The sequence below is a fragment of the Rothia sp. HMSC036D11 genome, assembly GCF_001814205.1.
In the GTDB taxonomy this organism is placed as follows: Bacteria; Actinomycetota; Actinomycetes; order Actinomycetales; family Micrococcaceae; genus Rothia; species Rothia dentocariosa.
Window position 1 is genome coordinate 41,673 of sequence record NZ_KV815277.1, and the last position, 24,759, is coordinate 66,431.

Genomic DNA, 24,759 nt, shown 5'->3' on the forward strand with positions numbered 1-24,759 from the left:
CTGTATAATAGCCGTGCGCACCCCTCCCCGGAGTAAGCACATTTCCCCTAGTCGTACCCGTATATTTCAAAGGCACAGATGAACAACGAGTTCCCCCACCCCGACTTCGGTTTTACCGTCACGAGCCGCCTTGCCGAGACCGCATCCCCGTCTGCCGAGCGTGTTGAGGCTAACGGCGGGCAGTTTTTGGGGCGCACGGGTGTGATTCGCACCCCGCACGGCGATATTGAGACTCCCGCCTTCACGCCCGTGGGTACGAAGGCGACCGTCAAAGCGGTGCTTCCCGAAGCGATGAAGGAACTCGGGGCGCAGGCGCTTTTGGCGAACGCCTACCACCTGTATCTGCAGCCCGGACCCGAGATTCTGGATGCCGCTGGCGGGCTGGGGCGGTTTATGAACTGGGACGGGCCAACCTTCACCGACTCCGGCGGGTTCCAGGTGATGAGCCTGGGTTCGGGGTTCAAAAAGGTGATTGACATGGGAACCGTTGCCGATGCGAAGGGGGCCGATGGGCGCCCGATTGGTGACGACGATGTGGCTCACGGCAAGGAGCGCCTGGCGCATATTGATGATGACGGCGTGAATTTTAAGTCCCATATCAACGGGTCGATTCACCGTTTCACCCCCGAAGTTTCAATGCAGGTGCAGCATCAGATCGGGGCAGATATCATGTTTGCCTTCGACGAGCTGACCACTCTGTACAATTCCCGCGGATACCAAGAAGAGGCGCTGGAACGCACCCGCCTATGGGCGCTGCGCTGCATTGCCGAGCATGAACGGCTCACAGATAAGCGCACAGGCAAACCCTACCAGGCACTTTTTGGGGTGATTCAGGGCGCGCAGTATGAGGATTTACGCCGCAAAGCCTGCAGCGATTTAGGCGATATGCCGTTCGACGGGTTCGGTATCGGGGGTGCCCTCGAAAAGGAGAACCTGGGCACCATTGTGCGCTGGTGCGCCGAAGAACTCCCGGAGGCTAAACCCCGCCACCTGCTGGGCATTTCGGAACCGGATGATATTTTTGTGGGGCTGGAAAACGGTGTGGACACCTTCGACTGCGTCTCGCCCACCCGCGTGGCGCGTAACGCGGCGCTCTACTCCCCCACCGGGCGTTTTAACGTGACGAATGCCCGGTTCAAGGCAGATTTCTCGCCCATCTATGAGGGGTGTGACTGTTATACGTGCGCACACTATACGCGCGCCTATCTGCGGCACCTATTCAAAGCGGATGAGCGGCTGGCGGCAACCCTCGCTTCCATTCATAATGAGCGGTTTATTGTGCGCATGGTCGATAATGCGCGCGCCGCGATTGCAGACGGCACCTACTTTGAGTACCGTGACGAATTCCTCGGTAACTATTACTCTGGTAAGAAGCCCTAAATCAACAACCGTCACGGAGTGTACGATGAGCATCACTAAGGTTCCCGACGAAGAACTTCTCATCTTCGACCATGAGATTGCCGCCCCCGTCGAGCAGGTTTTCGGGGCGTTTCTGAACCCGAATCTGCTGCATCGCTGGTATGGGCCGACGGGGTGGCGTACCCGTGCCGAAGATATTGTGCTGGAACCTTATGTCGGCGGCATGCAGCGGCTATCGATGATTAACGAGCTTGATGCCTCGGTATCATGCGTTCTGCAGAGTCGGTTTCTCGCTATTGATCCGCTCAAGGAGCTCGAATATGCCGAACAGCTTCCGGACCATTTAGGGAACCCCGGAGGCGTGGTTGTCTATCAGCGGTTCCGCTTTTTTCCCGAGACGGTTATTACCCCCGATGGCGTGGGCGAGGGTACGCGCATCACCGTGGAGATCGGCCCCATGCCGGTCTCGGTACACGAGGAGGTACGCGCCAGCTGGCGGTCTACTTTCGCGCGGTTGGATGCTCTACTCAAAGAGGATACGGCATAGGCTCAAGCGGTCTTGAGACTTTTGCAGCAGGAAAAACACCGTAACCGGTCATCAAATGACCACGCACAATACGGGTGGGGAGCGGACAGTTCTGTTATAAGAAACTGTCCGATCCCCACCCGTATTTTATGAATATTGGCGAAGTATTAATCTTTGGACTGATATTCCGGGTTCTTTGGGTCAAGTTCTTTATAGGCACGCATGGCAGCTTCTGGGTCGTCCAGACGCGCCGTGATCTTGATATTATGCCCTTCCACAACGCACTCGGGTGCACCGCGATCGGGGGTATAGTCCAAGAACGGACGCCAGTAGCAGGTGGCATCCTGAATGCGCATAACCCAGTGCTGGGTCTGGTTATCGGGGGTGGGGGTACTGTTGATGTACTGGGTCATGATCGACATGGCGTAATCGCAATCTACCACGCCATCAACCACACGTAACTGTGCGTTGCTGCCCCTCAGGTGACCCTGCTGGCTAATGGATCCGCAAGTCTCCCCTGCACGGCGCACGTTCGTGGGATTACCCGCGTTCGGGTCAGCCGATGCGGTAGTGACCGTACCCGTCTTGACCGCTCCCGGGGAGGTCCACACCTGGGCGGAATTCGAGGGGTTTGGGGTGCTGCTTGAGCTTGCGGAAGGCTGCATGGTGGAGTCATCATTGACCACCGGAGTGCGCTCAGGCATAACAGGTTTCACGCTTGTACTCGGGTTTGCCGATGCGCTGCGGCTCGCAGAGCTGCTTTGATGCGGGGAGGAGGCGCTGGCAGTGTTCTGCGCGTTCGTATCGCCGCCGCCCGAGCAGGCGGTCAGCGCCAGCAGGCAGGCGGCACCAAGAGTCACGAAAGAACGAGTTTTCATAGAGATCTCCTCAACAGTGGGGACATAGTTTCATTGTACAACCGTGCAGGAATTCTCAAGATCTTCATGAAGGTTGCACCACTTCCCCGCGGCGACTCTGCTATGCCTCGCTTGCCGTTCCACCCTTCGGCTTCATGCCTTCTGCTTGCGCAAAGCAGTAATACGCCGGTAACGCCCCGGTGTTATGGTGGGCATGCAATAGTACTCTTGGGGCGATTCAATGTTAACGCCCCTCCTCGATAAGGAAAGAGTAGATATGAAGTATGTGCTTAGTCCGGGGTATACAAACTCAGGACCCGACCATTGGCAAACCCACCTTGAAAACACATATACGTCTTTTGAGCGCATAATTCACGGTAATTGGGACTTCGTAGACCGAGAACGGTGGGTTCAGGAGATAGAAAATACGCTCTGTTTGCTCGACGACGAGATAATTGTGATAGGACACAGCTGCGGGTCAAACGCAATAGCGCAATGGGCTAATACTGACTCGCCCCATAAATTCAAAGTCAAAGCTGCTGTTCTCGTGGCTCCGGCTAATGTCGATGATAAACACCTGCCACCTGACATTACAGCTCAATCCCCCTTGCCGTACAACAAGCTGCCGTTTCCTACGTTAGTCATTGGCAGCGATAACGATCCTTTTATGAGCTTGAAAGTCCTTGAGGATTTAGCCGAAGCATGGGGCGCAGAACTAACAGTACTACCATCGGCTGGTCATATCGCCTCCAGTGATGGCTACGGAGTGTGGCCAGAAGTTGCCGAGCTTATTGAGGAGTTTACAAAAACCTCTTTACAGAAAAAGTGAAGTATTTACCAACATAAAAGTATATATAGCAATGTAAACCATCGTAAGATCCGCTTTCTTGAAGCTACACTAACACTACTATCTTTACCACGTAAAAAGGCTCTTGATGCGAATAAAGCGTTGAAAATCCCGTTCCATTCGTATCAAGAGCCTTTTAATGGCGTACCCCAAGCAATTATTCAGAGAGGTTCGGAGAGTTATCCCTCTGACTATGACAACAGCTGATCGAGGATGCCCGGAAGGTCATAATCTGTATGAGCGTTATTAAAGGTCGTCTCTTTCTTGTCGATTTTCATCGGCTGGGTGTTATACCCTTCCCTCGCATACCAGTCGTGACCGGCTGTAGCCGTGTTGAGAGCGTCCCACCATTCCGGTGTAGTAGCGCCGCGAGTATCTTTTTCGTTCACCCACCAGAACATAGGCTGCGTTTTAATGTTCTGCGGCGCCTGAGTCTCCATGCGCCCATTCTTTCCACCGCCACCGCCAACCATGATGGAACCACCGCCGGAACGCCAGGTTCCCTGCTGATCGGCATCAAGCTCGTAGGTGATAAATTCGGCGCCGCCAGAGTATCCCATAAGCCATACTTGCGATTCATCTATATCTGAATCGGCGATAAACATCTGGGCAAAACTGCGGAAATAGTCGCCATTCCCATCAGCGTTTTCCCACCAAGTGGCGTAATCATTCGCCTCATTTGGATCAAACTCATCGGGCGTATCCACAGAGACAAAAACCTTGTTGTGTTTCTGAGCTGCATTCGCCATACCTTGCATGGTGTCACCTTTAGGGTTGTAGAAGAAAGAACTGTCTACGTCGTCCCGGTTATAGTCGCCATCGAAGTAAAACACCACACCCACGGGCTGTGACCAGTCGATATTATCGGCGTAAACGTGGTACTGCGAACTCACATTTTGGGGCGAAGTATAGGTCAGGTTAGTTCCCGATTGCACCTCTGCCTGGGCGGGGGCTGCCATGACCGAGCCAATCAGGGCAGGAACTGCGAGCGCAGTTAGGGCTACAGTACGCATCTTTTTCGTAGACATAAGTACTCCTCAATTTTTATAACGATAGTTTTTCATAGTGTGTTGAGGAATATAATGCTTTCCGTCTTTTGATACAGAGTGCATACGAGGAACACTATCATTAAAGTTTTTATAGTGATATGAAATATAATTAGCCTTATTTTCTTTCACGAGCCGTACACATGGTTCTCTAAGTGCTTTCTGGATATTCTAGCGTTCGCACTAAGCCATATACTATTCTCAAAATTTACATACCCTGCTATCCTTTTAAACTTTGAGAAAACTATAAAATATTATTCATATACACTAAAAAGTTTCTTAGCGTGAACAACGCCGGATATCTAGCGTTGTGTTCACACCAAGAACCTTTTTCTGCGGTCTCAAAACAGAGAAAAGCTACTGCGTGAAGCTGTGTTTCTCCCGAACAAATAACAGGCTATTTATCAAAGGGCTTTCCAACAGTATTAGTAGCGATACCTTCAAAGAACCCCTCCATCTGCCAGGCACCATCAAGATACCTCGCCTTAAGGGTTCCATCGGAGTAAACAATCTTTCCCCAACCATCGGTATTCTCAGGAATTTCATGCACTTCTCCGTTACGCACGTAGAAGTCTCCATGAAACATTTGTAATCGATAAGGCCAGGAATATTCTTCACCCTTTTTCTCGGGGTGATCGGATCCTAGTCTATATATGAAATTACCTGACTCTTCCCAATACTTACCCTCACGCGTTTCTTCCAAAAGAGCAATACTTTTAAAAAGCTTCTGATCGCCCTCAGTCATTCCAGACTGCTTAATATACGTATCGTCACCCGTTTTCATGGCATAACTTATTCCAGCCGATGCATATGCCCAGCTATAGTACAGCCCAAGTTCAGAGTTCTCACTCATTTCTTGAGGCCTTTTAGGATGCGACCACCCATATCCCTGCTTTTCGCGCGTGGAATACATATAGCCCTCGCCCGTATGCTCCATATCCGCGTTGTTAAGCTCCACATTAAATCCTCGCTGGAAGCTATTCAGCCTGCTTGGGCTAGCGCTGGGCGAAGCGCTTGATGGAGTTTCTGATGACGACGAAGACGTGGAACTCGCGGATGAAGAGCTTGCGAGAGGCGAAGCAGAGCTTTCGGTATTTGACGTATTCCCACCACATGCACTCATCAAGACAGCCCCAGCACCAGAACCAAGGAACAGGAGCGCGGTACGACGATTAACAGCTAAAGATAACATTGCTTAACCCCTCTCTAGGGTGTATTCAGCGAGAAACTAGACATATATAAAGTATCATAGGTCACATATATCTGGTCGGATTGCCTCAGACTCTGCACCGTGACCTTAACTACTCCTTATGCTTACCCTCACCCTAAACGCTCTCTGCCTACCGACTCCTCTTCTAGCCGCATCTAAGCGCGATGGATGTGCCCCGTGCGGCTACGCGCCAGCGCATACAGCAGCAGATTCACCACCGCCGCACCGGTTGCCGTCGCGCCGCCGATCATGACAATAGTGCGCGCATCCCCCAGTATTCCCGGCGTACCGAGTAGGTCACCCACAAGCACCATCGAGCTGAACAGTGAGCCGATAAGAGCCCAGCACTGCCCCTGACGATGCTCGGGCACCTGCATATACACCATGTCACGAATACCCATATTGTGGATCAAGTTGAAGAACCCGCCTACCAGAAACCCAGCTCCCACAATCCAAGGATTCGCCACCAGCCCTTCCAGCAGAATCGCGGCGCCAATAAAGAATCCACCCCACAAAATCGCGTTCACCAGCTGCGGCTTGTACCATCCGCGCCCATAGAAAACGCTAGCGATGAGCGCCCCGACAGCCCACATCGCCAACACGAGCGAATACTCGAATACAGTGTTCGTGATGGATTGCAGGTAGAACACCCCGGCGATGCCTTCCATCGTGGTGGAAGCAACCACGACCGCCATCACAGGTAAGAAAATCACGAGGGCGCGAGCGCTGGAAATAGCCGAGAATCCTAGGAAAATATCTTTCAAACTATCGCGTTTAATCGCATCGGAAAGTTCATGACCGCGCCGTGCTGGCACGTTAAACCAAGCGATGACTGCCGCAGTCAGCAAGAGTACCGAAGAGCCTACTATAGTGGCGGTCATGTTCCAGGTGGCGAAGAAGGCGCCCACAGGCGGGGCTACGATCGAGCAGAACGAACCGATTCCCACAATAGAGGCGGATGCGCTCGACGGGGTCATACCCGGCGCCTTCGGCAGTAGTTTGAATTCGGCGGCGTTAGTGAGATTTCCGGCGGCTCCGTTGAGCACGCTCATGGCAACGATAGTGACCGGATGCGGGAAAAACGCGATGACTGCCACGCAGAGCGAGGATACGGCCAGGGAGCCAGACCAGCAGGCCCGACCCGAAAAACGATCGGCAACCCAGCCCGTAAAAGGACCGAAGAGTATGCCGGTGAAGAACCCGCCGACAGCCATGACGGTGAGCCACCAGGGCTCGGCAATGCGCGAGATATAAACGATGAGGATCAAACCGAAGGATGCGTCTGCGAATCCATCGATCAGGGTGATGAGCAGAAGGGGAGTTTTGAAGTATTGAGTTAGTTTTTTCATGCTTTCGTTTCGGTTCAGAGGGATAGTTGCCTATGCCTCTGCGCCGCCGAACACTATCTGCTGCACGATACACACCTCCTCACGTGGTATTTTGCCTTGAGCCCTCGCGGGTAAACCATCGGGCATGTTTTCTAAATCACATTGTATACGATAGGGTGACCGGGCTGTTGGCCCCCCCCCAACCGCACATACCGCGAGCAGATGGAGCTCGGTTATTTTTTCGTCAAAATACTATCTGCTCGCGGTCAAAGTGCTACGGCATACACTGTGTCAAAAGCTCCCGCTGTTCGGGGGTGAGGCGAGAGAGGCGGGCGGCAGGTGCATCCCAAAAAGCCAGTACAGTGAAGGCACGCACGCACTCGGCATGATCCACCGGGGAATAGATACTGTAACCTACCCGCACCGAGGCGGCGCTCACCTTTTCGACGCGCACATTTACCTTCAGAGGCTCACCCGTATAGGGAAGCTGACCCAAATAACGCACCCCGTGTTCGGCGATCAGAGCCTGCACTCCATCGGGCATGGTTTCAAAAAGCGGGATGGGCGGTGCGGGCAAATTCTGCGGTTTCTGCCCTGAAGACGGTGGCGGTCCGAAGACGGCGATGCGTGCCTCTTCGAGAAGGCCCAGTATTGCAACGTTATTGACGTGCCCGTAGGCATCCATATCACCCCAGCGCGGCGGCACCTGCACGGTCAGACCGGATTCGCCGGTTATCGAAGTTGATGGGTTCGCAGTGGATTGATGTGCGTTCATGCTCTTAACTCTACCTTGTGCATTTTTATGCATAAATACGTATATGGGTAAAGTTTTACAGTCGTACTTCCCCTAACTTGCACTACTGTTAGGCTTATGCAGCGCACTGTAAGAAATTCTCACTAGATCGTCATCTGCTGATACCAAAACATCTTAAATAGCCTTAAATATGATGTTCCCCGGAAGCATCACCGCCTCCGGGGAACACCCAACACACAGACATTTGAACGCATACAAGATCATACGGTTCACCAATAACTATAGACCCTCTTGTAAGCCTATGATGCATTATTGCGGGTTTGTTACAGAAAAACTTTTTGTGAATTTCGCGGTCTTTTGAGAATACCCACAAAACCTTCAAGTGCTACATGATAGATAAAATCATCATTACTTGAGGTTTCCCCTGCAAATTATTATGGTGATGGCTACGGCAGAGCACTCATCACTCCGCACTTCAGCGACGAAACCCAGCATGCGCCGCATCAGCAAAGCACTCTAACGACCGAATTCGGAGGCTGTCTTCAACGCCTCCTCTTCCTCATCTAACGCCGTGGCGTGCTCAGTGGAAGCCTGCTGTGCCTCGGCAAACGCATCCTCATCAACCGTGAGCGTATGTTTCACACGCGCGAAATACACAATCGTCAGAACCAGGAAGTACCCCACACCCACAATCGCGGGAATGAGCGAACCACGCACCATAAACAGGGCAACCCACACGGCGAAAAGCACCATGATGCCCACGCCCGCTGTAACGCGCCCGCCCCACAGGCGGAATGTCGAGCTTTGACCCTCAACCCGCCGGTACACAATATACGCAAGCAAAATCAGTACCCACACGGTAAGCGCACACACCATAATCAGGAAGATCATGGAGAGGAATGCTTCTTGCGGGCTGAACAGCGCCAGCAGAATAGCGATAACAACACCGCTGGTGGAAACCCATACGGCACGCGAAGGCACCCCGGAGGCGTTCACCGCAGCCAGCGCGCGAGGCGCCATACGGTCGGTCGCCAGCGAGTGCATCAGGCGGGCACCGGCATACAGGTTAGCGTTTGCCGAAGACAGCGCCGCAATAAGCACCACAAAGTTCACGAAATGAGCCGCGCCCGTAATGCCCAACTGATCGAAAACCAGAACAAACGGGGAGGTTTCAACCTTCTCGCCCAGCTCGCCCGCCGAACGCCACGGAATAATCGACACCACAATAAACAGCGCCAGCACATAGAACGTTGCCAAACGAATCATCATAGCCTTCGCACTGGAACGCACCGACCGGGCGGGATCCTTGGCTTCTGCGGCGGAGATAGAGATCATCTCAATACCGCCGAAGGAGAACATCACGACCGCCAGTGAAAGCCAGACCGCGCCGAACCCGTGGGGCATAAACCCGCCATCATTGACAAGATTAGCGGTGCCGACCGCCGCATGTGAGGGCAGTCCGAAGAATACCAGACACAGACCCACCAGAATAAAGGCGATCACCGATATAACTTTGATGGACGAGAGGAAAAATTCGAGCGCACCAAAGGATTTCACGCTCGTGATGTTCAGAATAATAATTGCTACACCGAATACTGCGATGCCCGCCCACAGGGGCAGCTGCGGCCACCAGTAATTCAGGTAGGTGGCCACAGAGACCAGTTCTACGCCGGTGATGACCACGGTTGCGGTCCAATAGGCTAATCGTGTGAGAAACCCGGCATAGGGGCCAAGGTACCTGGTGGCGATAGCGCCGAAACCGCCTCGCACCGGATAACGCACCGCCATCTCGCCAGTGGCCGCGCCTATGACGGAGGCGAGCGCCGAGCCGATAGCATACGCAAGAATAACGGCTGGTCCGGCCATAGCGATTGCCCGCCCGGACCCCAGGAATAGGCCGGTGCCAAGCGCCGAGCCCATAACGATCATGGTCATCTGTCCGTGCGAGAGGGAACGCTTGAGTTCGGCGCGGGCGGATTTATTGCGTGGTGCTCCGCCAGCTGGATGCGCAGCGCCGCTTCTATGCCTCTTAGCAGGTTGAGGGGTGTGGCCGTCGGTCATGTTTAAGCCTTCTTCGGGTTCTGAGTGCCTGGACTGTGATGTTGTGAAAATGTCAAAGAATGAGTGTGTTTCTAGGGTAGTACATCGCCCGTATTAACCGCGAGCAGATAGTATTTTGACGAGAAGATAGCGCTATCTTCTCGTCAAAATACTATCTGCTCGCGGTATAGCAACAGACTATGCGTCTTCCTTCTGTTGTTCGGCAAGCGCGTCAAGATCGGCACGCGGGAAACCGCCGCGTTTTTTCGCCAACACCACGTAGAAAACGGAGATAATGGCGAAGAACACCACGCCCGCCTGCACGGATACTACGGCGCTCGAATCAGGAAGCATGAAAAGGGCGACCAGCGTGGCAAGCACCCCGGCAAGCCCTACACCCGCCGTAATGCGCCCACCCCAGACAGTGAATCCTGAGGAGTTCCCCTGGTGCTTCTTGTATGCCTGATAGGTCAGCAGAATCATAATCCACACCACCAGGACGCATAGGGTGACCAGGGCCATCAGCAACTCGAAAATATTACTGATTTCTGCCACCGCCATGACAGATGCGATCACCACACCCAGGAAAGAGAGCATAAGCGCGGTGACGGGCACGCCGTTATGGTTCGTGGTGCCCGCAAACGTGGGTGCCATTTTATCGCCCGCAAGCGCGTGGAGCAGGCGGGTTGCCGCATACAGCGAGGCGTTCGCGCCCGAAAGCGCGGCGATCAAAATCACGAAGTTGGTAATATCTGCCGCATAAGGAATGCCCAGTTCAGAGAACACCATCACGAAGGGCGATTGGTTGAGGTCTTTGCCGGTCTGCGCCGCCTGCTGCCAGGGCATCAGGCACAGAATAATCAACATTGAGAGCACGTAGAAACTGGAGAGCCGCCAGATCATGGCCTTGACGCTAGTGCGTACCGAACGGGCCGGGTTCTGCGCCTCTGCGGCGGAGATGGAAAGCATCTCAACACCACCGAAAGAGAACATCACAATTGCCATCGAAACCCAGACGGCGCCGAGTCCGTTGGGAAGAAGCCCACCGTCGTTCACGAGGTTTGCGGTACCCACCGCAGCGTGTCCGGGCAGGCCAACGAACACAAGAAGCAGCCCCAGCACGATAAAGACGATAACCGCAATTACTTTAATGGAAGAGAGGAAAAATTCTAGGGCTCCGAAGGATTTAACGCTCACCAGGTTCAGGATGAGAATCAGGATGCCGGAGGCTGCCACCGTCACCCACAGCGGAATTGCGGGGAACCAGTACGAGAAATATTTGCCGACCGCCACGAGTTCGGCGCCGGTCAGCGGCACAGTGGTTGCCCAATATGCCCAACGGCCGATATACCCGGCGTAGGGGCTGAGGTATCTGGTTGCGATGGTGCCGAACCCGCCGGGAACGGGGTGGCGAACCGCCATTTCGCCCGCGCATGCCGCGATAATAGCGGCGATCATGGAGCCAACAGCGTAGGCGATGATAGCACCGGGTCCCGCAATTTTAATGGCGGAACCAGAGCCCAGAAAGAGGCCGGTCCCCAGGGCGAGACCCATCGCAATCATAGTCATTTGACCGTGCGAGAGGGAACGTTTCAGTTCGCCGTTTTCTGCCGGTGCCGTCTTAGGTGCTGAGGCGTCCTGTGCTTTACTCATCAGGTGGTGCTTTCCATTTTTTCGTTCATCGGTTGGGCGCCTGCCCTCGTATGTCGCGTCGAAACCGAGCGCGGCTCGGTACCCGGTCTGTAGCAAATGTGGCAAAGGCGTATCGAATAACTATCCCGCGCCGAGCATCATCTATGCAACTTTTTGCATGGGTTTGTGCGTGGCGAAACAGATTTTCCCTATGATTCTCAGAGTTTGGTTATTTTTGGGTGTTCCACGACGTAATGCAAATTTGTGCATAGGATGCGCCACCCACCGCACAAGGATACAGCGCCACAAATATTAATGGCGAGAAGCGGACAACCCATCTGCTTCTCGCCACATCATCAATTTTTCACGGCGGTGTGCAGCATCAGCCTAACCGTCGTACTCGATCTCGTGCCGTTTGAACCAGCCAATCACCGGGTAACTGATAGGCATGAGCACAATCTCAACCAGGCACTTATACACATACCCGACCAGGGTGTAGCTGATGAATTGATCCAAGCTGGTAATCCCCAGAATAGGCGAAGCAATCGCACAGAAAATAATGGTGTCCGCCAGCTCACCCACGAGGGTTGAAGCGATCATACGCGCCCACATAAACCGCCCGGAGGTGGCCTTCTTCATGGCGACCATCACCCAAGCGTTCAGAAGCTGACCCGTCAAATACCCCAGCAGCGACCCGGCAAAAATCTGCCATACGGGACCGAGAATAATGGCGAACGCCTCTTGATTCTCATAGTAGCTGGCGGGCGGCAGGGCAACAGTCAGCAGGAAGCATCCGGCAGCAAACGCCGCTGCCACAAACGAGGCGATAATAGCCCGGCGAGCACGCTTAAACCCGTACACCTCAGAGAGCACGTCGCCGAGTACATAGGCCAGCGGGTACAGGAAGAAACCGCCGTCACTGGGGATAAAGTTGCCGTTCGTGAACGGCGGAAGCTCAAATGGGAGCGGCCCGAATTCGATACCTTTCGTAGCCGCAATATTCGAAATAATCAGAATCACGCAGGATGCGCCCAGCAGCAGGTCAAAATAGCTGCGACGCTTTGCCCACGGCGGGGTCGTAATATCCTGCGGTGCCTTAGCGGGTGTAGACATAGTTCTCCCTGAAAGATTTGATGTGAATGTTGTTTTGAGATTATGCTCGTCTGCCACCCGAGCACTCACTATCTTACCCAGTAACTCCGTTTGAGTGAGAACCTAAAAAGGCTCTTGAGGTGATAAAGCGTAGTTTCGCCAATTTATTCGCATCACGAGCCTTTTTACGGTGCAGGCTGCCTCCTCTTAAACTATAAATATGGGTCACCAAGAACCTGCTCGCTCATCCGTGCGCCGCACAACCGCGCACATCCCGCGTTTGCCCCGAAGCATTTCGGCGGCGATGCGCGGTGCCCGCCGCGCCGGTTCGGTTCTGGAACCCCTGCTCGTTTCCTCCAGCGAACTCATCGGGTACCTTCCCTATCGTGCCTACGGACGAACCCTGCACTATCGGGTCGATAACGCACACTATCTTGAAGCATCCCAGACCGAGCCGCCCGGAATTCTTTTCTTCTTCGACGGCGATTACCTGCTTCGTTCCAACAGCAGGCTGCTCAGCCGCACCTCCAGTTTGCGACGCGACCTCGCCGATATTGCCCGCGAACACCGCATGCTGTGCGTGCCCGTGTTAGCACCAGGAACCCTTGAAGCACCCGTTTTCAATGACCCCACAACCACCTGGTGGGTGCGCGCCCGCAGGAACGGCCGTGTTTTTCGTGCCCTTGCCGCCGACCTCGCCGAACGCTACGGATACGATCGCACGCGCATCTGGCTTGCCGGGTATTCGGGCGGAGCGGAATTTATTACCTACGAACTGTTGTCGCATTCCAACGACTGGCTGCTGGGCGGGGGCGCATCTATGATCGGCGGAGGCGGTTCCGACGGTATTCCGCAGCGTTTCCGTGGGCCCAGCCGCTCCCTAAACGGGATGCTGCTCAGCTGGCATGTGGGAGACCGCGACGGCAAAGCACCGGCTTCTGCGGGCCAGATCTGGTCAGCACAGCGTGCAGCTCATGAGGGTGAAGAGTTTTACCGGGGACGGCAGGCACGCACTATGCTGCGTATTCTGCCAAAGCAGGGGCATCGTGGGTATCCGCTGACCTCTTTGATTCGGGACGATTTGCGTGCCGCCACACGGCTGGGCTACCTCTAAGCCGGGGCTTCTAAATTTTCCGAGCACAGTATTTTCATTCCTAGTCAGGGCGTGATGCGCTCGTTGAGAAATATCTCAAGTTTTTCGGTAATTTTTTGTGCCACAGTCGCAATTTATTGACGTTCTGCGGTAAAGTGTCACTATGCCTCGTATTTCTGCCGCAACAAACGCCGCTCAGCGCGAAAACACCAAACGTGCCATCCTCGAATCTTTCGGGAAGCTCCTCTACTCCCGAGGACTCCCCGGACTCACCATGACCGACGTCGCCAAAAACGCCGGTATTGGGCGCACAGCAGTCTACAATTACTTCGCTGACATGGGCGAACTCCTGGTTGCCTACGCCCTTGACGAAACCGAACGGTTCCTGCACGAACTTGATGAAGGGATCACCGGAGTCACCAACCCCATCGATCAGCTCGCCGTCTATATTCGCTTGCAGATCGAAGACCTCGCCCGCAGACACCTTCCCCCCGGACCCGCCATGCGCTCCATGCTCTCACCCGAGTCTTACGCGCGCCTCGGCAAACACGTAAGCGAACTGCAAATGGTTTTGGCAAACATCCTCTCCGACGCCATCACCGAAAAATACATACCCGAAAACGACATTCGCGAACTTGCGATGCTCGTACACGGTTCACTCTCCTCAAGCGCCGGACGCGCCGAAGACGCCCCCGACGCACAAACCCGCGAACGCCAGATTCAAAGCACCATCAGGTTCATCCAGATGGGGCTGGGCGCCCGGTTTGATGCGGACGGAAACCCCCTCAAAATCGAAGAAACTCAAGCAAACAAAAGCGAGAAAACGACCAACCTGACCGTCGCATCCTAAAGGCGCGCCCCGTTCGGCAGAAAACGAACCAGCGTTAAACGCGAAAGCCCCCGACCGCTACGTCAGGGGCTTTCTTCATCTCCACAAGTTGGCTACGGGGAGCGAGTGCGCATCCGGCTAAAAACCCGGAACCTGATCCAAATCAAGCACCCGCGCATACATCACCGCACGCCGATGCAAAGCATTACGCAACGCCCGATGCACCCCATCCTCCAGATACAAATCATCACGCCACTTCACCACATGCGGAAACAAATCCCCATAAAACGTGGAATCCTCCGCAAGCAGCGTCTCAAGGTCAAGCGTCTTCTGCGTCGTAATCAGCGCATCAAGACGCACCTGCTGCGGAGGCACATTACCCCAATCAGCATGCGACAAATGATGCTCAGGATACGGGCGCGAAGAACCAACCTTCTTGAAAATCATATCTACATTCTAAAATGCCGCTCCCCCAGGCCGAAAAGCCACGCCCACAACACACGGCACAACGCCACAATAAAACCCGGTCAGCACACCAAAAAACAAAAATCCCCGACCTCGAAAACTCGAAGCCGGGGAAAGAGCGGAGGATGGGGGATTTGAACCCCCGAGGGCGTGAACCCAACACGCGTTCCAGGCGTGCGCCATAGGCCGCTAGGCGAATCCTCCAACAAAACACCCAAAAGGGCGAACGGATAAAACTATACAGGGAACCCAACACTAAGGCAATTCTGCCCCAACGAAAGTGCCCAATGCCACTAGGCACCCCAAGGCCCCGACACCAAGTTCACAACCACCACAAAATCAGGTAGACTGGTACGTGCCTCTTACGTGGCGTTATCTTGGAAAACTCCCCCAGGACCGGAAGGTAGCAAGGGTATTCGAGCTATGACGGGTGCGTAAGAGGTTTTTTATATCCAAAAACATTCGCAACAGAAACACACCGTCATAGTGCGCTCACGCGCCCGCTCCGCTCACGCTTCGCGGCTTCAACCTCAGATTTATTTCCTCGCGCGCTCGGAATCTGATAGGAGACGAAGCTATGGCAGGTGAAGCACAGGTTTATTTCCTCGCGCGCTCGGAATCTGAGGCTTCAGCGGTTGCGTAAGAGGTTTTTACGTTAAACTTCGCATATCGTTGCAAAGTTCATCGCATCAGTTTGATGCGCTCGCTTTACAGGGCCCCTGTCAGCTACGCTCGTTCCTCGCTTGCTGACTTCCCTAGGCACTCGCATCATCAACCTTCTCCGATGAACCCAATATCTCGTTTCCCTTGGGGCGGAGGGGCAAGTGTCTCTGGGATTTTAGTGTTTTTTGGCAAAATGATGTTTTCCACTCCCGAATGAAGAAAACGCTCCCGCTTTATGCCTTCAAGAGACTTTTATCTGAGATAACCTGCCCACCATTTCTCACAGGCGAGAATTTAGGCATAAACCATCCCACGCCGATGACGAAACCAAGCCCCAAGCGTGCATCCGTGAACTAAAATAGTGTAGAACCCCGCATCGTCAACCAGAAGGTCATCCGTGAGCACAGCACTCTACCGCCGTTACCGCCCCGAGACCTTCGCCGAAGTCATCGGGCAAGAACACGTCACCGAACCGCTCATTACCGCACTCACCAACAACCGCGTCAATCACGCCTACCTCTTCTCAGGCCCGCGCGGATGCGGCAAAACCACCTCCGCACGAATCCTGGCACGCTGCCTCAACTGTGCCCAAGGACCAACCCCCACCCCCTGCGGCGTATGCGACTCCTGCCGCGAACTCTCCCGCGACGGCGGCGGCTCCCTCGACGTCATCGAAATGGATGCGGCATCCCACGGCGGCGTAGACCACGCCCGCGACCTGCGTGAACGTGCAACCCTCGCACCCGTGCGCGACCGCTACAAAATCTTCATCATCGACGAAGCGCACATGGTCACCCGCGAAGGATTCAACGCCCTGCTCAAAATCGTGGAAGAACCGCCCGAGCACATCAAATTCATCTTCGCCACCACAGAGCCAAATAAGGTTCTCGGAACCATCCGCTCACGCACCCACCACTACCCGTTCCGGCTGGTACCGCCCGAAGTTCTTCTGCCTTATCTCGAAAAGCTCTGCGGCGAAGAGAACGTGCCCGTCGAATCCGGTGTGCTTCAACTCGTCATCCGTGCCGGCGGCGGCTCCGTGCGCGACTCGCTCTCCATTCTTGACCAGCTTATCGCCGGTGCCAACACCGAATCCGGCATTAGCTACGACCGCGCGGTCGCCCTGCTCGGGTACACGCACGCCCAACTTCTCGACAACGTGATTGATGCGTTTTCCGCCCAGGATGCGCCCTCCCTCTTCGAGGCGGTCTCGCGGGTGGTGGCGACCGGGCAAGACCCCCGCCGTTTTGTCGAAGACCTGCTCGAACGCCTGCGCGATTTGATTGTGGTGCAGGCGGTACCGCAGAATGCCGCGCAAATTCTGCAAGGCGTTCCCACCGACCAGATAGAACGCCTCAAAACGCAGGCGCAAGCCTTCACCACGGCCCAGCTAACCGGCGCAGCGAGCACCGTAAACGAAGTGCTTAACTCTATGACCGGTGCCACCAACCCGCAGCTGCAGCTTGAACTGCTATGTGCGCGGCTGCTAGTTCCTGCGGGCAAATCGGGCGGTGCTGGCGGCGATCTCACCGCCCTGGCCTCTCGGCTGGATGCGCTCGAACGTCGTCTTGCCGCCGGTGGTGTGGGCGCGCCTCAACGTGGGGGACGCTCGGGAAATCCCGCAGCGGGTCAGAGTACGCCTTCCGCCGCGCAGAATAACGTATCGCCCAGCGCTGGTGGTTCTGCCGAACGTCAAACTCCCGCGCAGCATGCCGCTCCCCCATTGGCGACAGGCGGCGGAGCATCAAAGAAGGCGGCTGGTGCCGAGGCTACGAACGCATCGGCGCAGCATCGCGGCCCCGTTTTAGGGCAGAACACGAATCAACAGGTGCCTAAGTCTGAAACTGAAGGCGAGCAAAAAGAGAAGCCCCAGAATCAGCAGTCTCAGGGTTCCGCGCCTCAGAATTCAGCGCCGTTGGCCCCTACCGCAGGGAGTACAGGATCTTCCGAAGGTGCGCCTTCGGAGCCCACACCATCCCGTTCGGATCCCTCAGAACCATCGGTCGCGCAGGAAACTCCCGTCAAGCGCGTTACCGTCGCGGATGCAGAAGACCCGCTTGCCTCGGTGCGTGCCAACTGGCGTGCCGTGATTGCTCGGGTGAGTGCGCCGGGCGCATCCGAAAAACTATTACAGGTTGAACCCGTGCGTCTGATTAGCGGCGAACTGTATGTACGGGCAGATATGCCTACGCTCAAGGCGGTCGCTTCTTTTGTGCCGGAGTTGAGCGCGCGCGTAAGCGATTTTCTGCGCAAGCAGGTGCGTGTGCGTGCCGAGGTCGCGCGTCCCCAACCCCAGCCAGATACACGCCCTGCCCAGGCACCCGCCGCGAACCAGGAGTCTTCTGCTCCCGCGCCTATTGCTGACGGCCCGCGTGGCGGCGTGGATGCGTGGAACCGTCACGGGCAGCCCGTCCCGTCTGGGCAAGAGGCGGCATCACAGGGTACAACCAACGTGGATGCGCCCATTACGGCCTGGGAGGTCGCGCCTATTCCGCAAGATTCTGAAGATTCCCCCGCCGAGCTGCACCCAAACGATGCGGCTGAGGGCCAGCCCGCCGCAGCATCACAGCCCGGTTCTTCCCCGCAAGATACAGCGCCTCAAGATTCCCCGTCTCAGCCCAGCGCATCCTCGGAGGCGCAAGCGAACTTGCCTCCCGAAACCGAGCCTGTACCCCCTGAAATACCCGAAGATAGCGGGAATACGAGGGTTCCCGAGGGCGGTTTTGGCGAGCGCGATTCCTTCGCGGCTTCGGGCAGCGGGATTCCGCAGCAGGATTCTCCGAGTCCGCACGAACAGGGTGAGGATAGCGGTAATAAAGATCCTCAGGATGCCGGTAACCATGATGAACCGGCGGACGATTCCGCGCCGGATCCGGGCGAGACGCAGGGTGAGAGCTCTTCCCCCTCAGTGTCCCTTGAGTCTGTAGATACCGCCGAGAACGCCGAGTTCAGCAATATTCCGGCACCGAGCGCATCCGCACCGCTGGCTGCGGGGAATAAGTCGGCTCGGGAGGCTGCCGCATCCGCCCCGGTCTCACCTTTACCACCCCTGGCTCAGCGGCCGGATTCAGCGGACACAAAGCCCGAAGAGCCGCCCGCCGAATCCGAGCAGGAGACTGCCCCGGCACGCGGACAACGCGCGCAGCAGGAGCAGAGCGATGAAGAAGATGTCGTTTCTGATGACGACGAAAGAATTGAGAATAGCGTTCATATCGGTTTGCGCGCCATCGAAAAGATTATTGGCGGCAAGGTGATCGACGAACGTCCGCTCCATCAGATTTAGCGCGGCACAACGCGCTCACAGCACACACAGACGAGGAGAAGCATGTACGAGGGCGCAGTCCAAAATCTCATTGATGAACTTGGTCGCCTGCCGGGGGTGGGTCCCAAGTCGGCGCAGCGCATCGCCTTCTATATTCTCAACTCTGACGCCTCAGATATGGCACGCCTGACCAACGCGATTTCGAAGGTCAAATCGAGTGTGAGCTTTTGCGAAATATGCGGCAACGTTTCGGAGACGAAGCAGTGCGTTATCTGCCGTGATGATCGGCGTGATCCGGGCCTGATTTGCGTGGTTGAGGAATCCAAGGATGTGGTGGCGATTGAGCGCACCCGTTCCTTCACTGGGCGTTACCATGTGCTGGGTGGGGCTATTAACCCGCTGGCAGGGCTTGGACCCGAGCAGCTGCGTATTCGTGAGCTGGTTTCGCGCCTGGCAGATGAGCGTATTCAAGAGATTATTCTGGCGATGGACCCTAACCTTGAGGGCGAAGCGACCGCAACCTATCTTTCGCGAATGCTGGTTCCGCTGGGTATTCGCCTCTCACGGCTGGCTTCCGGTCTGCCCGTTGGCGGCGACCTGGAATATGCAGACGAGATTACGCTCGGGCGCGCGCTTGAGGGGCGCCGCGTGATCAGCGAAGGCGCAAGTATCGCTCAGGGGAATGCCGCCGAAGATTTTGAGCAGGTGGTTGACGAAGAGCAGGCGGAACGTGAACGCGCTGATGCTGAGCCAAAGGCGCCGCGTAAACGTTGGAGCGGGAGCATGTTCGACGACCTTGATGATTCCCAGGGTGAGCCCGAGGACTCTTCCTCTGACGATCCGCGCGACGCGAAGAACGATAATTCTCGTGCGGATAGTTCCCCCTCACCTGGCACGCAGACTACCGTTGATGAGGCGCTTATCGAGCAGGCGCTCGATGATTCTGCCCATGCAGACGCTCCGAGTTCCGAAGACTCGCCAAATTCCCCGAAAGAAGCCCAGCCCGAGACCCATAAATCTGCGGCTCAGGCTGAGCAGATTCCGGTGGATATTACGCGCGCTGATGCCTACCGCATCCACGCGCACCGGTCGGAGGATTATGAGGCGCGCATCCGTAAAATACAGGAGGGGCCCTTACGCACGCCTACCCCGGAGGTTCCGCCTCTGCCCGGTGCCAAATACGTTAACCCGTGGAGCTAATAAGCCCTGCCGTTCTGTAAAAGTGGGATGTGCACCGCTCGGTTCCGCAGAGTCATCCGTAACAGTTCTTCATATTTCACGTTCTAATACACATACGTGCACAATTCCCACCGCGCGCCGCATCCGCCTACTATGTAAAGAGCCGGTAAACTAGCCGGTGGCATACTCAATACTGACCTGGAGATTCAATGAGCCTGATCGTCCAAAAGTTCGGCGGTTCTTCCGTCGCGGATGCCGAGGGTATCAAACGCGTAGCCCAGCGCATCGTGGACACCCAAAAAGCGGGCAATGATGTGGTCGTGGTTGTCTCCGCGATGGGCGACACCACCGATGAACTACTCGACCTTGCCGCTGAAGTAACCGCTACCGTTACCCCCTCGCGCGAGCTCGATATGCTCCTGACTGCGGGCGAGCGCATCTCGACGGCTATTCTGTCGATGGCGGTCAACGATCTAGGCGCGAAGGCGCAGTCTTTCACGGGTTCCCAGGCGGGCATGATTACTGACGGCGTGCATGGCGCGGCGCGGCTTGTGGAGGTCAATCCAGACCGTATTCGCCGCTCTGTTGAGGCCGGAAACATTGCGATTGTGGCGGGGTTCCAGGGTGTTAACCGCCAGAGCGGTGACATTACGACCCTTGGTCGCGGCGGTTCAGATACTACGGCGGTCGCTCTTGCGGCGGCGCTTCATGCGGATGTGTGCGAGATTTATTCGGATGTGGACGGCGTGTTCACAGCCGATCCGCGCATCGTATCAGCCGCGCATAAGCTCAATACTGTCACAAGTGAAGAAATGCTTGAGATGGCGGCGAATGGCGCAAAGATTCTGCATCTGCGCAGCGTGGAGTATGCCCGCCGTTTCAATCTGAAACTGCATGTGCGTTCGTCATTCTCGAATCTTGAAGGCACTCTTGTTATCCCGGAAAATTCCGCGGAACTAACCCCCACCCATGTGAAGGAGATTCCCTTGGAACAGCCCCTGATTTCTGGCGTTGCGCACGACCGTGGACAGGCAAAAATTACCGTGGTGGGCGTGCCCGATATCCCCGGATCTGCCGCTAAGGTTTTCGGTCTGCTCAATGAGGCCAAGATTAACATCGATATGATCGTGCAGAACGTCTCGACCGACCGCCCGAACGTGACCGATATTTCCTTTACGCTCAACCAGGCGCAGGGTCCGCAGGCGTTGCAGGTACTTGAGAAGACCCAGGCCGAGATCGGTTTTGAAGAGGTTATTTATAACGAGGCAGTGGGTAAGCTTTCGCTTGTGGGCGCGGGAATGAAGACCAACCCGGGTGTTTCGTTTACCTTCTTTGAGGCGCTGAGCAATGCGGGCGTGAACGTCGAGATGATTTCGACCTCCGAGATTCGTATCTCGGTTATCACCGAGCTTTCAAAGCTTGATGAGGCGGTCCGCGCGGTACACACCGCCTTTGAGCTCGATGCCGAAGGCGAGGCCACCGTATACGGCGGAACAGGTCGCTAGCTTCGGAGAATGCAGATAAGTCACTCTGTGACAGTACTTGACGGCTCGTCGTGGCGTGCCCGTGCCGCTGAGCATGAGCGCCGGGCGGGTCGTTTTGCTGACCCGTTTGTGTGGCGGCGCGAGCGGGGGCAGGCGCATCCGGTCGAGGATTTTCTGTTTACGTACTACACGCTCAAGCCCGGTCAGTTCAAGCGCTGGCATCCGGGGGCTGGTGTCATTCTGCTGGATGCCGCCGAGCGCACCAGCTGGAAATTCTACCGTGCGGCAACCGAGGACGAGCTCCTTTCAGCTGGGCTCTCCCCCGACGATGCGCACGCCCATGCCGAACGCGGCGACGCAGTTCTTGTGGACGTATCCCAATTCGTGGACAAACGCGGCACCGCCCTCACGTTCACCCGCGAAATTCTGTCAAATACAGCCGATAAAAAAGCGTTTTTTGGGTGCTTTGGTATGCACGAATGGGCGATGGCGTATAAATCAGTTCAGAACAATATTCGTCACGACTACCTGGATCTGCGTTTGGGTGCTGAGGGTACCGACCGGGTGGTTGAGTCGCACCGCATCCGCTGTTCGCATTTCGATGCGTTCCGGTTTTTCATGCCTCAGGCGGCACCCATGAACGAGCTGCAGCCCACCCGTGAATCGCAGCGCACACTAGAACAGCCCGCTTGCCTGCACGCCAATATGGACGTCTATAAGTGGGCATATAAGCTGATTCCACTCATCGATTCGGCGCTCGTGATGGACTGTTTTGAGCTTGCTTGGGATGCGCGCGAACTCGATATGCGCGCCGCACCGTACGACCTTCTCGATTGGGGCTATGAGCCTATTAAGGTAGAGACCCCCGAGGGTAAAGCCGAGTATGTGCGGTATCAACGCGAGCTTTCGGAGCGTTCGGTGACGCTGCGCCGTCGCGTCTTGAGCCAGATTGAGGGCGCTCTCGATCGCACCGCCGTGGCTTAAACTAATTTCTCCCCCGCCGGAAAACGAGGGAGAAATACTTGTGGTTGAGTTTATCTATCGCGATAGCCTGTCTTTTTCATCCCGAGGAGCATCTTCGAGCTTTTCTGAAGTGCCACACTCCTCAAGCCCGTATGTATTCGGTGAATATTTTCAGCGATCGTTATTTACTTAGTGGTGATTGTCCTGCACGGCTTGTGCGGTGACTCAGCGCGGTGCATCACCGCCCACCCCGGAAATGATGGCTCATTCCGCTCGGTGGAACGGAGTGAATTAACATAGCCGCGCGCTATGCCTCTTCAAGCCACGGTGGTTACGCGGTTGATGCAGCTCAGGGTTTGCCCGTTTTGTTTTCTGCCAGTGGTGATGACAGGAGTGCGATGAGGCGCCGCTTGAAAACTGACGCGACATCATACACGTTCTTAGAGAATTTGTAATCATATATTCTCTGTGAACATAATCACTTTAAACAAAATGTGAGCAAAATGAATCGTTGATGTCACTTTTATGGAGCAAAAGTTTACAACGGAAATATACTATACAGCATGCGAGATTGGTTTTTATAATTTACATGTAAATAGTTTATGTGAAATCAGCAACTTTGAGATTAGTTTACCACTCAAGCATACTTTAAACATTGACACGACGCTTGAAAACTAGCTGAGGCGCGCATCCTGATATGCGTAATCTCCAAAATTATTCTTTAATCCGCAATTCTGAAACATCACCTGCTAAAGACTTCAAAATTCCGATGTTCGCTCACAGAGAACGATTTTTGAGAAGAATTATTACGCTTTCCTACAAGGAGTTTTGATTCCACACTTTCTTCTTGGTAAGGCATAACTCACCATGAGTATCTTCATATTTCTGCGCATCTAGTTTCACGTTCCCGCACCCGCCGCTCTTTCACCGATACCGCGATCAAAATTCGCTCGCCGAACGGGCGTCAAGAAGCGTGCTTGCGGTAACATTAAGACGGCTCAATCAGAACTCATGCACCCAAGGAGTGCCCGCACATGGCCCGTATTGTTGTTGATGTTATGCTCAAGCCCGAAATTCTTGACCCACAGGGTAAAGCTATCGCTCACGAGCTGCCCCGTATCGGTCTAAATTCCTTCACCGACGTTCGCCAAGGCAAGCGTTTTGAGCTGACCGTCGAAGGCGAAGCTACCGAAGAGCATCTTGCGCAGGCACGCCAAGCGGCAGAAGAGCTACTCTCAAACCCCGTCATCGAAGACGTTGTGAACGTCTCGGTTCTGGAGGACTAAGAGCATGGCAGAATCACTCGCAGCACACGAAGTTCCCCTTGTTGGCGACTTCAGCGTCTCGGCACCCAACCCCGACTTTGCTGATGCGCGCATCGGCGTTATTACTTTCCCCGGCACCCTCGATGACCGCGATGCGGCGCGTGCCGTACGGTTAGCGGGCGGAACCGTCGTCGAACTTTGGCATGACGACGAAGATCTCAAAAACGTTGATGCCGTCATCATTCCCGGCGGGTTCTCCTACGGCGACTACCTGCGTGCAGGCGCTATCGCGGCGAAAGCACCCGTCATGCATTCGGTCATCGCAGCAGCAAATACAGCGGGAACATCGGGCTCTGCTCCCCTGCCGGTGCTGGGTATCTGCAATGGTTTTCAGATTCTCACCGAGTCGCATCTGCTCCCCGGATCCATGATTAAGAACGATCACCGCAAGTTCATTTGCCGTGACCAAACCCTGCGCATCGAAAATAACGCTACCTCGTGGACCGGATCTTACGAACCTGGGCAAGAGATTGTTGTTCCGCTTAAAAACCAGGACGGTCAATACGTGGCGGACGCCAAAACTTTAGAGGCGCTCGAAGCCGAGAATCGCGTGGTGTTCCGATACGTGGGTTTCAACCCGAACGGTTCACGCCACGATATTGCCGGTATCAGCAACGAACGCGGAAACGTCGTCGGTCTGATGCCCCACCCAGAACACGCGGTTGAGCCCGGTTTTGGTCCCTCATCCTCCGGGTTCGGTGATGTTTCACTACGAGGCGGTGCCGATGGCTTGGGCGTCTTCACCTCCGCTCTTTCCAACCTGATCAACGCCCGCTAGACGCACGACGACAAGGATAGACACAAG

20 protein-coding genes, 1 tRNA gene and 1 other RNA gene are annotated in these 24,759 nt (G+C 55.3%); 12 read left to right on the forward strand and 10 right to left on the reverse strand.

Annotation, left to right across the window (positions count from 1 at the left end):
- Positions 1–78: 78 nt before the first annotated feature.
- The gene (gene tgt, locus HMPREF2958_RS01215) at positions 79–1,380 is read left to right on the forward strand and encodes a tRNA guanosine(34) transglycosylase Tgt (RefSeq protein ID WP_070695901.1); all 1,302 of its coding nucleotides are present in this window, start codon (positions 79–81) and stop codon (positions 1,378–1,380) included.
- A 25-nt stretch (positions 1,381–1,405) separates the two neighbouring features.
- Positions 1,406–1,906: an SRPBCC family protein gene (locus HMPREF2958_RS01220; RefSeq protein ID WP_070626864.1), complete on the forward strand. Its 501-nt coding sequence runs from the start codon at positions 1,406–1,408 to the stop codon at positions 1,904–1,906.
- A 146-nt stretch (positions 1,907–2,052) separates the two neighbouring features.
- Here the strand turns inward: HMPREF2958_RS01220 and HMPREF2958_RS01225 are convergent, their stop codons facing one another.
- Entirely contained in the window at positions 2,053–2,763 is a 711-nt protein-coding gene (locus HMPREF2958_RS01225; protein ID WP_070695902.1) for a hypothetical protein, read from the reverse strand.
- A gap of 256 nt (positions 2,764–3,019) precedes the next feature.
- Between HMPREF2958_RS01225 and HMPREF2958_RS01230 the strand changes: the two genes are divergently transcribed.
- Positions 3,020–3,571: an RBBP9/YdeN family alpha/beta hydrolase gene (locus tag HMPREF2958_RS01230; protein WP_070695903.1), complete on the forward strand. Its 552-nt coding sequence runs from the start codon at positions 3,020–3,022 to the stop codon at positions 3,569–3,571.
- 209 nt (positions 3,572–3,780) lie between these two features.
- Here the strand turns inward: HMPREF2958_RS01230 and HMPREF2958_RS01235 are convergent, their stop codons facing one another.
- The 7 genes from HMPREF2958_RS01235 to HMPREF2958_RS01265 all read right to left on the reverse strand — a co-directional run bounded on the left by HMPREF2958_RS01235 (position 3,781) and on the right by HMPREF2958_RS01265 (position 12,712).
- Entirely contained in the window at positions 3,781–4,617 is an 837-nt protein-coding gene (locus HMPREF2958_RS01235) for a hypothetical protein (protein ID WP_070695904.1), read from the reverse strand.
- A 415-nt stretch (positions 4,618–5,032) separates the two neighbouring features.
- Positions 5,033–5,827 carry a DUF6318 family protein gene (locus tag HMPREF2958_RS01240; RefSeq protein WP_246827975.1) on the reverse strand — a complete coding sequence of 265 codons (795 nt, stop codon included), beginning with the start codon at positions 5,825–5,827 and terminating at the stop codon, positions 5,033–5,035.
- A gap of 173 nt (positions 5,828–6,000) precedes the next feature.
- The gene (locus tag HMPREF2958_RS01245) at positions 6,001–7,194 is read right to left on the reverse strand and encodes an MFS transporter (protein WP_070695906.1); all 1,194 of its coding nucleotides are present in this window, start codon (positions 7,192–7,194) and stop codon (positions 6,001–6,003) included.
- Between the two features lie 253 nt (positions 7,195–7,447).
- A complete protein-coding gene (locus tag HMPREF2958_RS01250; protein ID WP_070695907.1) occupies positions 7,448–7,948 on the reverse strand; it encodes an acyl-CoA thioesterase in 501 nt (166 codons plus the stop codon).
- 495 nt (positions 7,949–8,443) lie between these two features.
- Positions 8,444–9,988 carry an amino acid permease gene (locus tag HMPREF2958_RS01255; protein WP_070695908.1) on the reverse strand — a complete coding sequence of 515 codons (1,545 nt, stop codon included), beginning with the start codon at positions 9,986–9,988 and terminating at the stop codon, positions 8,444–8,446.
- Between the two features lie 177 nt (positions 9,989–10,165).
- Positions 10,166–11,620 (reverse strand): amino acid permease, encoded by a 1,455-nt coding sequence (locus HMPREF2958_RS01260; protein WP_070695909.1) that lies wholly within the window; start codon positions 11,618–11,620, stop codon positions 10,166–10,168.
- A 366-nt stretch (positions 11,621–11,986) separates the two neighbouring features.
- Positions 11,987–12,712: a queuosine precursor transporter gene (locus tag HMPREF2958_RS01265; RefSeq protein WP_013398444.1), complete on the reverse strand. Its 726-nt coding sequence runs from the start codon at positions 12,710–12,712 to the stop codon at positions 11,987–11,989.
- Between the two features lie 199 nt (positions 12,713–12,911).
- Here HMPREF2958_RS01265 and HMPREF2958_RS01270 point away from each other — a divergent pair, with 199 nt between their 5' ends.
- A complete protein-coding gene (locus HMPREF2958_RS01270; RefSeq protein WP_004006552.1) occupies positions 12,912–13,805 on the forward strand; it encodes an alpha/beta hydrolase in 894 nt (297 codons plus the stop codon).
- A 142-nt stretch (positions 13,806–13,947) separates the two neighbouring features.
- Positions 13,948–14,634 (forward strand): TetR/AcrR family transcriptional regulator, encoded by a 687-nt coding sequence (locus HMPREF2958_RS01275; protein WP_048754552.1) that lies wholly within the window; start codon positions 13,948–13,950, stop codon positions 14,632–14,634.
- Between the two features lie 117 nt (positions 14,635–14,751).
- Here the strand turns inward: HMPREF2958_RS01275 and HMPREF2958_RS01280 are convergent, their stop codons facing one another.
- Both HMPREF2958_RS01280 and HMPREF2958_RS01285 read right to left on the reverse strand, forming a co-directional pair.
- Positions 14,752–15,060, reverse strand: coding sequence for a type II toxin-antitoxin system VapB family antitoxin (locus HMPREF2958_RS01280; protein WP_004006550.1), 309 nt, complete (start codon positions 15,058–15,060; stop codon positions 14,752–14,754).
- Between the two features lie 137 nt (positions 15,061–15,197).
- Positions 15,198–15,282: transfer RNA gene (locus HMPREF2958_RS01285), tRNA-Ser, on the reverse strand.
- Between the two features lie 150 nt (positions 15,283–15,432).
- On the opposite strand from HMPREF2958_RS01285, the gene ffs reads away from it, so the two are divergent.
- The 7 genes from ffs to purQ all read left to right on the forward strand — a co-directional run bounded on the left by ffs (position 15,433) and on the right by purQ (position 24,732).
- Positions 15,433–15,527, forward strand: an RNA gene (ffs, locus tag HMPREF2958_RS01290) — signal recognition particle sRNA small type.
- A 611-nt stretch (positions 15,528–16,138) separates the two neighbouring features.
- Positions 16,139–19,024: a DNA polymerase III subunit gamma and tau gene (locus tag HMPREF2958_RS01295; protein ID WP_070695910.1), complete on the forward strand. Its 2,886-nt coding sequence runs from the start codon at positions 16,139–16,141 to the stop codon at positions 19,022–19,024.
- Positions 19,025–19,066: 42 nt separating this feature from the next.
- On the forward strand, positions 19,067–20,203 hold the full coding sequence (gene recR, locus HMPREF2958_RS01300; RefSeq protein ID WP_070695911.1) for a recombination mediator RecR: 1,137 nt from the start codon (positions 19,067–19,069) through the stop codon (positions 20,201–20,203).
- A gap of 188 nt (positions 20,204–20,391) precedes the next feature.
- Positions 20,392–21,687, forward strand: coding sequence for an aspartate kinase (locus HMPREF2958_RS01305; RefSeq protein WP_070695912.1), 1,296 nt, complete (start codon positions 20,392–20,394; stop codon positions 21,685–21,687).
- Between the two features lie 9 nt (positions 21,688–21,696).
- On the forward strand, positions 21,697–22,650 hold the full coding sequence (locus tag HMPREF2958_RS01310) for a 3-methyladenine DNA glycosylase (RefSeq protein WP_070695913.1): 954 nt from the start codon (positions 21,697–21,699) through the stop codon (positions 22,648–22,650).
- 1,013 nt (positions 22,651–23,663) lie between these two features.
- Positions 23,664–23,915, forward strand: a complete 252-nt coding sequence (gene purS / locus HMPREF2958_RS01315; protein ID WP_004006543.1) for a phosphoribosylformylglycinamidine synthase subunit PurS — start codon at positions 23,664–23,666, stop codon at positions 23,913–23,915.
- 4 nt (positions 23,916–23,919) lie between these two features.
- Entirely contained in the window at positions 23,920–24,732 is an 813-nt protein-coding gene (gene purQ / locus HMPREF2958_RS01320; RefSeq protein WP_070695914.1) for a phosphoribosylformylglycinamidine synthase subunit PurQ, read from the forward strand.
- Positions 24,733–24,759: the final 27 nt, after the last annotated feature.

Excerpts from the sequence above, each read along its gene's own strand:
- HMPREF2958_RS01265 (WP_013398444.1), bottom strand. The coding sequence starts at position 12,712 with ATGTCTACACCCGCTAAGGCACCGCAGGATATTACGACCCCGCCGTGG.
- recR (WP_070695911.1), top strand. The coding sequence starts at position 19,067 with ATGTACGAGGGCGCAGTCCAAAATCTCATTGATGAACTTGGTCGCCTG.
- HMPREF2958_RS01270 (WP_004006552.1), top strand. The coding sequence starts at position 12,912 with ATGGGTCACCAAGAACCTGCTCGCTCATCCGTGCGCCGCACAACCGCG.
- HMPREF2958_RS01275 (WP_048754552.1), top strand. The coding sequence starts at position 13,948 with ATGCCTCGTATTTCTGCCGCAACAAACGCCGCTCAGCGCGAAAACACC.
- purS (WP_004006543.1), top strand. The coding sequence starts at position 23,664 with ATGGCCCGTATTGTTGTTGATGTTATGCTCAAGCCCGAAATTCTTGAC.
- HMPREF2958_RS01235 (WP_070695904.1), bottom strand. The coding sequence starts at position 4,617 with ATGTCTACGAAAAAGATGCGTACTGTAGCCCTAACTGCGCTCGCAGTT.
- HMPREF2958_RS01250 (WP_070695907.1), bottom strand. The coding sequence starts at position 7,948 with ATGAACGCACATCAATCCACTGCGAACCCATCAACTTCGATAACCGGC.
- HMPREF2958_RS01255 (WP_070695908.1), bottom strand. The coding sequence starts at position 9,988 with ATGACCGACGGCCACACCCCTCAACCTGCTAAGAGGCATAGAAGCGGC.
- HMPREF2958_RS01220 (WP_070626864.1), top strand. The coding sequence starts at position 1,406 with ATGAGCATCACTAAGGTTCCCGACGAAGAACTTCTCATCTTCGACCAT.
- HMPREF2958_RS01240 (WP_246827975.1), bottom strand. The coding sequence starts at position 5,827 with ATGTTATCTTTAGCTGTTAATCGTCGTACCGCGCTCCTGTTCCTTGGT.
- HMPREF2958_RS01245 (WP_070695906.1), bottom strand. The coding sequence starts at position 7,194 with ATGAAAAAACTAACTCAATACTTCAAAACTCCCCTTCTGCTCATCACC.
- HMPREF2958_RS01260 (WP_070695909.1), bottom strand. The coding sequence starts at position 11,620 with ATGAGTAAAGCACAGGACGCCTCAGCACCTAAGACGGCACCGGCAGAA.
- tgt (WP_070695901.1), top strand. The coding sequence starts at position 79 with ATGAACAACGAGTTCCCCCACCCCGACTTCGGTTTTACCGTCACGAGC.
- HMPREF2958_RS01230 (WP_070695903.1), top strand. The coding sequence starts at position 3,020 with ATGAAGTATGTGCTTAGTCCGGGGTATACAAACTCAGGACCCGACCAT.
- HMPREF2958_RS01310 (WP_070695913.1), top strand. The coding sequence starts at position 21,697 with ATGCAGATAAGTCACTCTGTGACAGTACTTGACGGCTCGTCGTGGCGT.
- purQ (WP_070695914.1), top strand. The coding sequence starts at position 23,920 with ATGGCAGAATCACTCGCAGCACACGAAGTTCCCCTTGTTGGCGACTTC.
- HMPREF2958_RS01280 (WP_004006550.1), bottom strand. The coding sequence starts at position 15,060 with ATGATTTTCAAGAAGGTTGGTTCTTCGCGCCCGTATCCTGAGCATCAT.
- HMPREF2958_RS01305 (WP_070695912.1), top strand. The coding sequence starts at position 20,392 with ATGAGCCTGATCGTCCAAAAGTTCGGCGGTTCTTCCGTCGCGGATGCC.
- HMPREF2958_RS01225 (WP_070695902.1), bottom strand. The coding sequence starts at position 2,763 with ATGAAAACTCGTTCTTTCGTGACTCTTGGTGCCGCCTGCCTGCTGGCG.